Origin of the sequence: Bifidobacterium thermacidophilum subsp. thermacidophilum DSM 15837 (genome assembly GCF_000426425.1) — a bacterium.
In the GTDB taxonomy this organism is placed as follows: domain Bacteria; phylum Actinomycetota; class Actinomycetes; order Actinomycetales; family Bifidobacteriaceae; genus Bifidobacterium; species Bifidobacterium thermacidophilum.
On the sequence record NZ_AUFI01000009.1, the window covers coordinates 90,662 to 103,415 of the forward strand.

Consider the following 12,754-nt stretch of genomic DNA (forward strand, 5'->3'; position numbering starts at 1 on the left):
CACGCCACGCACGCAAGCGGCACGCCACGCCCACGGCGCGAAGGGAAGGCATATGCAGTACGGGTATCAGGAAGCGAATTACGGCTATGGCAATGCCGTGGCAGCCCCCGGCAACGCCGGCGCGCCCAAGCCACTCGACCAGCTGCCGCGCCTGGCGCGCGACACCACCGCGGAGAACCCTTGGCCGGTCAGCGTGGTCAGCCAGAAATACCATGATGCCGTCGAACGCTGGCCGGCGTCGTGGGTCGAAGGCCAGATCGTCGAAATCAACATGCGGCGCAGTACGTCTGGCTACATCACACTGCGCGACAACACCCAGGACATCTCGATGTCCGTCATGGGGTTCAGGAACTTCGTCGCGATGGCCCGCGAGTTCAAACAGGGCGAGCGCGTCGTCATCCATGGCAAGCCGGAAGTGTGGGTGAAGGCGACACGCCTGAGTTTCATCGCCGACGACATCCGCCGCGTGGGAGCCGGCGACCTCAAGGCGCAAATCGACGAACTGCGCAAGAAGCTCAAAGGCGAAGGCCTGTTCGACGCCGAAAACAAGATTCCGCTTCCGGAATTCCCGCGTTGCATCGGCCTGATTTGTGCGCCCCAGGCCCGCGCCGAAGGCGATGTCATCACCAACGTGAACCTGCGTTGGCCGGCGGTGGACTTCGTGATTGAGCATGTGCACGTCCAGGGTGCGCAGTGCCCGCCGGAGGTGGTCCAAGCGATCCGCAAGCTCGACGACGACTCGAGAGTGGACGTCATCATCGTCGCGCGTGGCGGCGGCAGTTTCGAAGACCTCATCGGCTTCTCCGACGAAAACGTGGTACGTGCCACGGCGGCATGCCGCAAACCAATCGTCTCGGCAATCGGGCATGAGGACGACTGGACGCTCATCGATTTGGCCGCCGATCTTCGCGCCTCGACGCCGACGGATGCGGCAAAGAAGGTCGTACCGGACGTGCGTGAGCAGTGGCAGCTCATCACCAACGCCTGGCAACGCATGAACCTACGGATGGACGCCTTGGTCGGCAACGAGCAGCGGCTTATCGAAGGCTATGCGAACCGGCCGAGCCTGACCAACCCGAGTACCATGCTCGAACCGCATCAGCGGCTGGTTGACGACGCCGTGCAACGCATGCGATATGGGTTGACCCGAATCATCGACGACGCCGGCATGACCGTCGAGAAGCTCCACGCCAGCCTCACCGCCATGAGCCCGCAGGCGACCTTGAACCGCGGGTACGCCGTCGTGCAGACCGCTGATGGGCATGTGCTTGACAACGCGGCCGATGCGAGCATGGGAGAGCAACTGTCGATCACCCTGCACCACGGCACCCTGCTCGCCGAAGTCAAAGGGCAGGCGGGCGGAAACCACATCGACACCGGCGACTGACGCGATTGCGGCGTGCCCGTGCAGTGCCCGTGTGGTGCTTGTTTGGTGCCTGCCGCCATATGGCCACCAGCAGGCACAGCATCGCCCGCGCAACGCAACCGACAATCCGCCTATCAATCATCGACATCAATCACCACTATCAATCATCAACACCCATGGAAGGAACACCGATGACAGTTGAAGCACAGGACCCCCAGAAGACCGACACCACGGCTTCCAGCCTGACCCAAGAGGAGCGCGAGCGCATCGCGTCCATGTCCTATGAGGAGGCGCGCGACCAGCTGATCCAAGCGGTACAGGCGCTCGAAGCCGGCGGGCTGAACCTCGACCAGTCCATGCGCCAGTGGGAGCTCGGCGAAGCGCTTGCCAAGCGCGCCCAGACCTTGCTCGACCAAGTCCGCGCCAAACTTGACGCCGCGCAGGCCCAGCAGCAGACTTCCGCCGACACCGCGGGAACCCAGTCCAACCTTGAGTGACCGCCGGCTTGGCGGGCGTTTTGCAGGCGGGGCCAGCCGAAGCTGTGCGGCGGCAAGCCGAAGCGGGGCGGCCGTTAGCCGAATGGCCGTCCGCCGGGTGCGCGCCCGTCTAGCTGCGGGGCCCGCCAAGCAACGTGAGCCGATGCGCGTCTACGCTGCCGTACCATGCGCAACCGCAATCACTCCACACGCGACGCCCCACAGATGACACCCCGCAGGCGCATCGCCATACCCGGTGCGATGCGCCGTCACGCCACCTGTGAATGCGCTGTTATGCCACCTGCAATGTGGCGAGCAGCGCCGCATGGTCCGAACCGGCCACATGCTTGGACTGCACCTGCCCGGCGACCATGCCCTGGTCAATCAGGATGTGGTCAATGCCGGCGAAGGCGGGCACGCCGGTATGGTTCGCCGGCCATGTGAACACCAAACCATGCCCTGCCTGGCGTGTGGCGTCAGAGAACCTCGAACCGAGGATACCGCGGAAAGCGGCATGGTCGTATGTGGCGTTGAAATCCCCCATCATCACATACGCCGTACCGGTTTTCTGCTGCATCAGGGACAGCTCGTTTAGCGCTCTGTTCCACTGGGACCAATACCCGGGCTGCGGCGACGTGGTGTGCACGGAGATGAACCGCACCTGCACGCCGCCCATATCAACCGTTCCCGCCGGCATGAACGAGGCGCTCGAATGGACCTCGTCATCCACGGGGTCGTCAAGTGCGACCGCCGACCACAGGCCGTTGCCGTACACGCCGTCAGACGATGAGACCTGCGAATACGGCAAATAATCGCCGATACCATCCGCTTCCAGCTGTTTAACGAACGCATCCGTGGTCTCCTGCAACGCGAGCACCTCAACACGCTCATCACGCACCAAATCGACCACAGCCTGCGGGTCGGCCTGCCCTTTGAACACGTTGAGCGTCATCACCCTCGCATAATGGTCGCCGGTCACCGCATGCGCCTGACCGACCGCCGTCACCGCATCCTGTGACAACGCGGCCTGGGAGCGGAAAAACGGCGCCTGCCACCACACCTGCGCCGCGACGCACACCAACGCAATCAGCGCCACAAACCAACGATTCGAGAACAGTGCGAGCAGCAACGCCACCACGGCGAGCGGCACGAACCACGGGGTCAGCGAGACGACGACCGGAACATACGGCAGCGACTGCAAATCAGCAGGCAGCGCCCGCGCAATCGTCCCCAAGACGGCGACAATCATCAGCAATGCCGCAAGCACGCCAGAAAGCACGCGCTTACGTTTCGGCTTCACCGCAGGCGCTGACGAATTGGGTGTTCCAGCCATCACATCTCCGTTTTCCTTGTCGTATATCCTCACCACATGTATCCTCACCACTGTAATGCGCCAACGCCCGCCAGCCGTCACAGACAAGCGAACCATCGCGCAATGCTCACCAGTCGGCTATGCTTGAACCAACCGACATGAGAAGGACCGGCATGACCGAACCCACCACACCACCCCAACATTTCGAAGCATTACGGGACTTCGCCAATGACCTGCTGAGCCATTCCGGCTTGCAAGGGCCGACGTTCCTGTGGGATCGTTCCATTCATGATGACGCGCAAAGCGATGACGCCGAGCGCGAAGACATACCCGTGGCTCCCCCTGAGGAGGCGGAGCAGACCATCGACGCGCCGATTCGTTGGTATTTGCGCGCCATGGATTCGCTCAGCCCGACTCCGCAAGCCGACGGCACCGACGGGATCAACCGCACGGACATGCCGACCTTCTACTACAGCACCGGAGCGCTGTCCGGGGTCGAGGCGGTCGTCGGAAACGCGCTGATGAGCACGAGGTGGTGCGACGCGGCCGGCAATCTCGCCACCGCGCTGATTACGACGTCGTCGTTCCTCGGTAGCATCGCCGACCGGGAAGGCGAAGGACTCTCCTATCTCAAGCGCCTGATTGATGAGACGCGCATTTACTTCGACAGCGTGGCCCAGCACGCGGATCCGGTCACCGGCGGGCAAGCGCTCTCCAGTATCGTATCAGCGGCTTGTCAGGATGATTTCCGGTTCAACCCGGTGCAGATGGTTCAGCTTATCTCGTGCTCACTGCCGTTTGCACAATGGGATGACACGCGGGTATTTGTCTACGATGCGATCGACCGGGCGCAAGCGACCATGGCATCGGTCGAGCGCGATATCCGCTCCAATGACAAGGACGACCCGGCAGGCAATCTCATGATGGATTCCGAGGGGAATCTTGTCGATGTGTCGGCGGGCGGCATCCGCGAGCAGTTCGACATGTCGATGCTCATGCTGCGGCATGACGTGTTGCGCATGTGCGGGGAGGACGAGCAGGCCGACCGCATGCTCAGCGAGCACAGTGACATCGAGCCGATGGCCGACGCGTATGCGGCGCAGCTCATCAGGCGCGGACAGTGGCGGCAGCTGCGGGACTTCGCCGGGCGCGTGCTCGCCGACGACCCCTACCAGCAGATGGCGCTGATTCCGCCGCAGCTGGCCCCTGACGAATGGCACACCATTCTCGATCTGGCACAATACGAGCTCGCGCACGGGCAGTGAGCCGTGCGGCAAGACGCGCGTGTCACTTGGCTCAGTTGAGCTTGAAGCCGAGTTCCTTTGCCGCGGCAATCGGCACCGGATCGTCGCACCAGTAATCCTCGACGTTCTCATCGGTTGCCAGCGAACGAATCTGAGCCCGGTCGATGTACAGCTCGCCACTGAGATGATCGGTCTCATGCTGGAAGATACGAGCCGGCCATCCGTGCAGTTGCTCCTCGTGCCACGTGCCGTCCATATCCTGCCAACGCGCGGTGATATTGCGCCAACGCTTGCGCACCGCCTGATAGCCGTCAAAACTCAGGCAACCTTCGTAGAAGCTGCGCGTTTCGGTACCAATCGGCTGGTAGGACGGGTTGATGATTGCGTGGAACGGGAATTCGGATATCTCACGCGGATCGTCCTGGTCGTCACGGATATGGTCCTCGACCACGGCGAGCGCGATGCCAAGCCCGATTTGCGGGGCGGCAAGACCGACACCTGGCGCTTCGAGCATGGTGGTTCGCATCGCCTGGACGAGTTTGGTGAGGGTGTTCTTGCTCAGTTGCCCGTTGTAGCGGCGCGTCGGCTGGCGCAGCACCGGCTCACCCACCTGGACGATTGGGAGGATGCCTTCACTATCGCCGGATCTGAGCAGACTTTCAACCGCACGGTTCAGCCCCAAATCGATACTCGAGCCTCGTGTGAACATGCTCATGCCAGTTCCTCCGCGACAATCTTGGCGAGACGGTCGCACACCTCGTCCGCTTGCTGTTGGGTGGCGGCCTCGGCCATCACACGCACCAATGGTTCGGTGCCACTCGGGCGCAGCAACACGCGACCGGTCTCCCCCAGCAACGCGGTTTCCTTTTCAACGGCCTTCTGCACGGCAGCGTTCGTGGTAACCGCCTGCTTGTTGGAGCACCGGACGTTGACCAGCTGCTGCGGCAGTTGTGGGAAGTCAGCGGCGAGCTGCTTGAGGCTCTTGCCGGATTTGACGACTTCGTTGCACAAGGTCAGCGCGGTCAGTGTGCCGTCGCCGGTCGTTGCGAACTCGCGGTTAATCACGTGGCCGGACTGTTCGCCGCCCAGCGAATAGTCGCCGCGCAGCATCTCCTCGAGCACGTACCGGTCGCCGACGTTGGTCTGCACGGTCTTGATGCCCATGTCTTTGAGGGCGAGTTTCAAGCCGAGGTTGCTCATCACCGTCACCACGAGCGTGTCGTGGTTGAGCTTGCCTTCGCGCTTCTTGGCGCGCGCGAGGATGCCCATGATCTGATCGCCGTTGACCATGGTGCCGTCCTCGTCCACAGCCAGGCAGCGGTCCGCGTCACCATCGAAGGCGACGCCCATCGCGCTGCCCGTTGCCTTGACCATGGCCTGCAGTTGCTCAGGATGCGTGGACCCTGCATGATCGTTGATATTGTAGCCGTCCGGGGATGCGTTGATCACGATGACTTCCGCACCGGCGCGACGCAGCGCCTCCGGTGCGACCACGGATGTGGCGCCGTTGGCGCAGTCAGCGACCAGACGCAGGCCTGCGAGCGGCTTCGGCTGGGTTTTCTCCGGTCCGACGACTGGGGCGATCGTGGATACCAGATGGTCGATATACAGGTTCGTGGCGGTCACGGTGTCGTGGCTGACGCGGCCTACCCCGGCTCCGGTCGGGCGGTCCCAATCCTGGCCCAGGACTGCTTCAATCTCGTCTTCCTTGCTGTCAGGAAGCTTGAAACCGCCGCGTGCGAAGAACTTGATGCCGTTGTCAGGCATCGGGTTGTGGGAGGCGGAAATCACCGCGCCCATCTCAACGTTAAGCACGGAGGTGAGGAACGCGATGCCCGGAGTCGGGATGATGCCGACATCGATGACGTCGAAACCGCCGGCGCTCATACCCGCCGACAGCGCAGATGACAGGAAGTCACCGGAAACACGGGTGTCGCGCCCCACCAACGCGCGACGCCGTCCTTCGGAATGCACGTCATCATCCTTGGTTTTCGGCGCATCGGCCTGACCGAGCACGCGGACGGCGGCGTCCCCCAGATCCAATGCCAGTCGGGCGGTAAGGTCTTTGTTCGCCAACCCGCGCACACCATCGGTTCCGAACATTTTCGGCATGGTAGTAGTCCTCGCTTCTTTGACATGAATATGCTGCACACCATCGTACCTACCCGTGCTCCCAAACCCGCCGCCGGTGTGGGTGAACATTTGCGAAGTCCACCGCCGGAACCTGCCGCTGACATTCCACGAGTCTGAGCATGTCCAACATGTGGAACGTCTTCGAACAGCTTTCCCACGCTCCCGAACCACCCCGCGGATACCCCCGATTCCGCGCGAAGTCAATCACGACAACGAATCAGCCCGTTGCTCACACTCAATGTTACGTCCGCATTCCGCCCACGTAATCGGCGTATGAATGGCACACAACACCCGAAACCTTCCGCTCTTATAACAAAATCAAAGATTTCACAGGTCCTCCACCGGTCCACAAGATCGTCGCGGGCAGACGAGATCTAAGCACATCCCACGCGTGTACCACCCAATGGAGGCTTCATATCGACCCGGCTCGGCACCGGCGGGCACATGCAATCCATAACCCCGAACGATACCTGCCGCAACCCGATACCCCCTTTTGGCCTGCACACGACCGGCACAATCACCTCGGAAACCAAAGAAACCAAGCATATCAAGGAGATGGCACGATGAACTTCAATCCGGACCATGTCATCATCACCATCGGCTGCGAATACGGCGCGGGCGGCCCGCAAATCGGCAAGATGCTCGCCGACGCTCTGGGCATCGAATACTACGATCGCGACCTGGTCGACAAGGTCGTCAGCCAGCTGGGCGTCAGCCGCGGCCTCGTCGAGCAGGCCGACCAAAAGCCGAACGTCCAATACGCCTTCGAGACATCGCTCGGCCCGCGCTACGCGAACCTGAGCAACCGCGTCATCTTCACCCAGTCCGAGGTCATCAACGACCCTGCCGAGAAGTCGTCATGCGTCATCATCGGCCGTTCCGCCAACTATCTGCTGCGTGAACGCGACGACGTGCTTGACGTGTTCCTGTACGCGCCGAAGAGCGTGCGCATCGAATCCATCATGGAACAGGACCACGTAGACGCCAAGAAAGCCAAGGAAATCGTCGAATACAACGACGAACTCAACCATTCGCGGCACAAGTACATTACCGGCACCCACCGAGGCGACCGGCGTGGACGCGACCTGCTGCTCGACACCAGCCTGCTCGGGTGGGACAAGACCGCGAAATATCTGCTGACGCTCGTCGAGATGCTGGGCGAGTGACGAGAGGGAGTGAGACAGATGGCTGACAAGAAAGCATCGGAATTCGACAAGGTCTTCAACGTCTGGGACATTCTCGTCATCGCCTTCGGCGCCATGATCGGATGGGCCTGGGTCGTCTCCAGCGGCGACTGGATCGACCGCGGCGGCGTGGTCGGCGCCATGCTCGGCTTCGTGCTGGGCGGCGTCATGATCTTCTTCATCGGCCTGACCTACGCGGAGCTGACACCCGCCATGCCGGACTGCGGCGGCGAACACGTATTCAGCCACCGCGCCATGGGGCCGACCGGGTCGTTCGTATGCACGTGGGCGATCATCCTCGGCTATGTAAGCGTAGTATGCTTCGAGGCATGCGCGATGCCGACGATCATCACCTACCTGTTCCCCGGCTTCCTGCAAGGCTATCTGTACACGGTCGCCGGATTCGACATCTACGCTTCCTGGCTCGCGGTGGCCATCATCATGGCCCTGTTCATCACGTATATCAACATCCGCGGCGCGAAAACGGCGGCGATCGTACAGACCGTGCTCACCTGCGTCATCGGCGGCGCAGGCATCCTGCTGATCGCCGGCTCCGTGATCAGCGGCAATCCGTCAAACCTTGAAGGACAGGCGTTCGTCGGCGGCAACACCGCGAGCGTATTCGGCAATATCCTGCGCGTCGCGATGATGACACCGTTCTATTTCATCGGTTTCGACGTGATTCCGCAGGCAGCCGAGGAAATCAACGTGCCGCTCAAGAAGATCGCGAAGATGCTGCTGCTGTCAATCCTCCTCGCCGTGGCGTTCTACGTGCTGATCATCTTCGCCGTCGGCTACGTGCTGAACCCCGCGGCCATCGCGCAGTCCGAGAATTCCGGCAGCGGCCTGGTGACCGCGGACGCCATGGCCCGCGCCTTCCACACCGATGTCATGGCCAAAGTGCTGATCGTCGGCGGCCTGTGCGGCGTGGTGACCTCGTGGAACTCCTTCATGATCGGCGGCAGCCGCGCCATGTACTCCATGGCCGAGTCCTACATGATCCCGCCGGTGTTCGGCAAGCTGCACAAGACCTACAAGACCCCGTGGGTGGCGATCGGCCTGATCGGTCTGCTCAGCTGCCTCGCCCCGCTGCTCGGCCGCAAGATGCTCGTGTGGATCGTGGACGCCGGCAACCTCGCGTGCTGCGTCGCCTACTGCATGGTCGCGATCTCCTTCGTGATCCTGCGCAAGAAGATGCCCAACATGTCCCGCCCGTACAAGGTGAAGCATTACAAGTTCGTAGGCTTCATGGCCATCGTCATGTCCGGCTTCATGGTCGTCATGTACTGCATCCCCGGCAGCGCGGCGGCCCTCGTGCCCACCGAATGGGCGTTCGTCGGCGGGTGGGCGCTGCTCGGCGTGGTCTTCTACTTCGCTTGCAAGGCCCGCTATGGCAAGAAGTTCGGTACACTGGTCGAAGTCGCCAATGACGAGCTTGACCAGGATTACGCTCGCGAGCGCTCCGCAGCCGCTTCCATCGCGGCCGGCGAGGCCGTCGGGGCCGCACCAGCAGCCAAAGTCGCGACCATCGGCCAGGCGGAGGTCACGGCGGCGATATCCGCAGTCACCGCAGCAGCTACGGACACGGCAACCGAGCCCACGGCACGCACGTTCAGCTACTATGCGCCGGTCAATCTCACCTTCGGTGCAGGCACGCTGGCGAAGGCGGGCGAACTCGCCAAACCGCTTGGTTCCAAGGCGCTTATTGTGACCGGCCGTTCCAGCGCCAAGAAAACCGGCGTGTACGACAAGGTCAACGATTCACTCACATCGGCGGGCATCACCACCGGCCTGTTCGACAAGGCGTCGGCCAACCCGCTGACGACGACGGTCGAGGAGGGTGCGCGCTTCGCGAAGGACGGCGGCTATGACATGGTCGTCGGCCTGGGTGGCGGCTCAGTGATGGACTGCGCCAAGGGCATCGCGTTCATGGCGAAGAACGACGGCGATGTCAACGATTACATCTATGGACGCAAGTCCAGCGATGTAGCGCTGCCGCTCGTGCTCATCCCCACCACCTGTGGATCGGGTTCCGAAGCCAATGGTTTCGCGGTGCTCACGAACCCGGAGAACGGCGACAAGAAGTCCCTGCGATGCCCGGCAATCATGGCCAAACGCTCGATTGTGGATCCGGAAGCGATGATGACCATGCCGAAGGGTCAGCTGGCGGCGGTCGGTTTCGACGCGTTCTGCCACTGCTTCGAGGCGTACACAGCCAAGAACGCGCAGCCGTTCACCGATGCGCTCGCGCTGTACGCACTTCCGCTGATCCTCGACAGCCTGCCACGGCTTGTCGCAGGCACGGGCACGCTCAAGGATTGGGAGCACATGTCCGAAGCGGCCACAATCGGCGGCCTGGTGATTGGCACAGCGGGCATCACGCTGACGCACGCCATGGAGCATCCGGTCTCCGGCTTGAAGAACGTGACGCACGGCAAGGGGCTGGCGGCGCTCGCGCCGACCGTGGTGGATGCCACATGGCAGGGCGACCGGTTCAAGTTCGGCCGTCTGGCGCGGCTCATGGGCGGTTACACGGCTGAGGATTGCGCCGGGAAGATCCGCGGGTTCGAACGCAATATCGGGCTCGACGTGACGCTGGGCGACCTGGGGATCAGCAAATCCGACATCCCGTGGCTCACCCAGAACGCCATGAAGGTCTCCCCGGCCAATATCGCCAACACGCGCACCGAAATCGGCGCGGAAGATATCGCCGAACTGTATCGCAAGGCGCTGTAAAGGTTGCCGGCGGGCGGCGGCCGTCGTACGAGGACGCGAACGCGTTCATGGTACGACGGCCGCCGTGTTGTCATGTTCCGAACGATTCAAGGAGAAGGAATACCATGCGTATCAAGAACGCCGAATCCGACGACTTCCCTGAAGCGTTGCGTTTCATCCGCGCGCTATGGGATTACAACACGTATGAGGATACGCCCACTCGCAACGTGTATGAGCGGGTGCTTGCCGATAACGCGAGTTTCGCGGTGTTTCTGCTTGACGATGAGGGGCGTTATGTAGGCATGTGCCATGGCGATTATTTCGAGACGTTCTGGATGTGCGGACTGACATGCTATGTGTCAAGTCTTATTGTGGACGAGCGTGAACGAGGCAAGGGCTACGGCACGATGCTGCTCGATTACGCGGTCGAGCTGGCGAGACAACGCGGATGCCGGGCGATCACACTTGATTCCGGTCTGCCACGTACGGCCGCGCATCGATTCTATGAGAGGTACGGGTTCGAGCGCAGCTGTTACGGGTTCGAGCTGCAATTGCCGTCATCTCGCTGAAATGTTCAATATGCGGACAGCCGGGATTCGGGGTTCCTTGCCGGTTTCGCCTCGTGCGCCCGCGACGCTCCGCGATCCCGGATTGCGCCATACGTCCGATAATCCCCGGCAATCCGCGCAATTCCAAGGATTGTCAGGCACACGGCATCACTGTCACCGGCAAGACACCGAAAGTCATAAACCGGAAATGTTACGAGGAATGCACGCCTGTTTCATCCAAGAAACGACGTCGTTTCGCAATAGCGAATCGAGAGCAACACGCGGGTGTTAAACATTTCCTTGTCAGGTAAGACGGCGACGAAATCCGCAGTATTCCGCCACCGTTGTTGCGAAATACATAGTCAAGGAGATACCGCGATGACATTGGCTGAAGACACGCCCCAGATTGTCACTGAAAGCGTTCCGGGCCCCAAGACCCAAGAATTCCTCAAGAAGCGCAACGAGAACGTCCCCGTCGGACTGTGCTCTTCGACGTATCCAATCTGCATCAAGCGTGGCGAAGGCGCCATGTTCGAAGACCTCGACGGCAACAAGTTCCTTGACTGGGTTGGCGGCGTCGGCGTGCTCAACATCGGCTACTCCCGTCCGGAGCTCGTCAAGGCCGTGCAAGACCAGGCGACCAAGTACTTCCACACGATTTTCAACGTCATCGGCCATGAAGGCTACGTGGATCTGGCAGAAGGTCTGAACGAGACAATTCCGTGTCGCGGTGAGCACAAGAAGACCTATTTCGCCAACTCCGGCGCCGAATGCGATGAGAACGCCATCAAGATCGCCAAGTCCTACACCGGCCGGCAGGGTGTCATCTGCTTCTCCGGCGCATTCCACGGCCGCACCAACCTGACCATGGCTCTCACCGCGAAGAAGGCCTATTCCAAGGGTATGGGCCCGTTCCCGGCGGATATCGCCCGTGCTCCGTACCCGTACCTGTATCGCGCGCCGAAGGGCTACTCCGAGGCGGAGGCCATCGCCTACTATGTGGACGGCCTGAAGAAGGTGTTCGACCAGGGCATTCCTGCCAATGAAGTCGCCTGTCTGCTCGTCGAGCCGCTCCAGGGCGAAGGCGGCTTCATCCCCGCCCCGATCGAGTGGGTCAAGGCCGTGCGCAAGATCTGCGACGAGAACGGCATCCTGCTCATCGCTGACGAAGTCCAGTGCGGCAACTGCCGTACCGGCAAGTACTTCGCCTCCGAATACTGGGCCGAGGCGGGCGCCGCCCCGGATATCGTGACCACCGCGAAGTCCCTCGCCGGCGGCATGCCGATTTCGGCGATCACCGGCCGTGACGAGGTCATGGACGCCGCCCCCGCAGGTACCATCGGCGGCACCTTCTGCGGCAATCCGCTGTCCTGCGCGTCCGGTCTGGCTGCGATGAAGATCTACAAGGAAGAGGATTTCCCGGCCAAGGCACGCCACATCGGCGAGCAGGTGACCGCGGGCTTCAAAGCGATGGCCGAGAAGTACGACGTCATCGGCGATATCCGCGGCCTTGGCGCGATGATCGGCGTGGAATTCGTCAAGGATCGTGAGACCAAGGAGCCTGCCACCGAGCTCGTTGCCAACCTCATCCAGGAGGCTCTCCAGCGCGGTCTGCTCATGGAATCCGCAGGCACCGACAGCAATGTCATCCGTTTCCTCGCGCCGCTCGTCATGACCGATGAGCAGACCAAGCGCGGTCTGGAGATCTTCGAAGAGTCCCTCAAGGCGGCCCTCGCGAAGTAAGCCGTACCGGTGACGCAAGTGGCGGGTCATCTT

Annotated in this window: 10 protein-coding genes; 7 read left to right on the top strand and 3 right to left on the bottom strand. The window is 61.9% G+C overall.

Annotated elements, in window-relative coordinates; translation table 11 throughout:
- Positions 1–52 precede the first annotated feature (52 nt).
- On the top strand, positions 53–1,387 hold the full coding sequence (gene xseA, locus K315_RS0105890; RefSeq protein WP_029576614.1) for an exodeoxyribonuclease VII large subunit: 1,335 nt from the start codon (positions 53–55) through the stop codon (positions 1,385–1,387).
- Between the two features lie 170 nt (positions 1,388–1,557).
- Entirely contained in the window at positions 1,558–1,863 is a 306-nt protein-coding gene (locus K315_RS0105895) for an exodeoxyribonuclease VII small subunit (RefSeq protein WP_029576615.1), read from the top strand.
- 271 nt (positions 1,864–2,134) lie between these two features.
- Here the strand turns inward: K315_RS0105895 and K315_RS0105900 are convergent, their stop codons facing one another.
- The gene (locus K315_RS0105900) at positions 2,135–3,175 is read right to left on the bottom strand and encodes an endonuclease/exonuclease/phosphatase family protein (RefSeq protein WP_081666415.1); all 1,041 of its coding nucleotides are present in this window, start codon (positions 3,173–3,175) and stop codon (positions 2,135–2,137) included.
- 152 nt (positions 3,176–3,327) lie between these two features.
- Here K315_RS0105900 and K315_RS0105905 point away from each other — a divergent pair, with 152 nt between their 5' ends.
- Complete coding sequence (locus K315_RS0105905) at positions 3,328–4,419, top strand: hypothetical protein (protein WP_052316559.1); 1,092 nt, start codon at positions 3,328–3,330, stop codon at positions 4,417–4,419.
- A gap of 31 nt (positions 4,420–4,450) precedes the next feature.
- Here the strand turns inward: K315_RS0105905 and K315_RS0105910 are convergent, their stop codons facing one another.
- Together K315_RS0105910 and glmM are read right to left on the bottom strand one after the other, a co-directional pair.
- The gene (locus tag K315_RS0105910; protein ID WP_029576618.1) at positions 4,451–5,107 is read right to left on the bottom strand and encodes a peptide deformylase; all 657 of its coding nucleotides are present in this window, start codon (positions 5,105–5,107) and stop codon (positions 4,451–4,453) included.
- A 2-nt stretch (positions 5,108–5,109) separates the two neighbouring features.
- The gene (gene glmM / locus K315_RS0105915; RefSeq protein WP_029576619.1) at positions 5,110–6,510 is read right to left on the bottom strand and encodes a phosphoglucosamine mutase; all 1,401 of its coding nucleotides are present in this window, start codon (positions 6,508–6,510) and stop codon (positions 5,110–5,112) included.
- A gap of 584 nt (positions 6,511–7,094) precedes the next feature.
- On the opposite strand from glmM, the gene K315_RS0105920 reads away from it, so the two are divergent.
- The 4 genes from K315_RS0105920 to K315_RS0105935 all read left to right on the top strand — a co-directional run bounded on the left by K315_RS0105920 (position 7,095) and on the right by K315_RS0105935 (position 12,721).
- Positions 7,095–7,697, top strand: coding sequence for a cytidylate kinase-like family protein (locus K315_RS0105920; protein WP_029576620.1), 603 nt, complete (start codon positions 7,095–7,097; stop codon positions 7,695–7,697).
- A gap of 18 nt (positions 7,698–7,715) precedes the next feature.
- The gene (locus tag K315_RS0105925; protein ID WP_029576621.1) at positions 7,716–10,451 is read left to right on the top strand and encodes a bifunctional amino acid transporter/iron-containing alcohol dehydrogenase; all 2,736 of its coding nucleotides are present in this window, start codon (positions 7,716–7,718) and stop codon (positions 10,449–10,451) included.
- A gap of 104 nt (positions 10,452–10,555) precedes the next feature.
- Positions 10,556–10,999: a GNAT family N-acetyltransferase gene (locus tag K315_RS0105930; protein WP_029576622.1), complete on the top strand. Its 444-nt coding sequence runs from the start codon at positions 10,556–10,558 to the stop codon at positions 10,997–10,999.
- Between the two features lie 357 nt (positions 11,000–11,356).
- Positions 11,357–12,721: an aspartate aminotransferase family protein gene (locus tag K315_RS0105935; protein WP_029576623.1), complete on the top strand. Its 1,365-nt coding sequence runs from the start codon at positions 11,357–11,359 to the stop codon at positions 12,719–12,721.
- Positions 12,722–12,754: the final 33 nt, after the last annotated feature.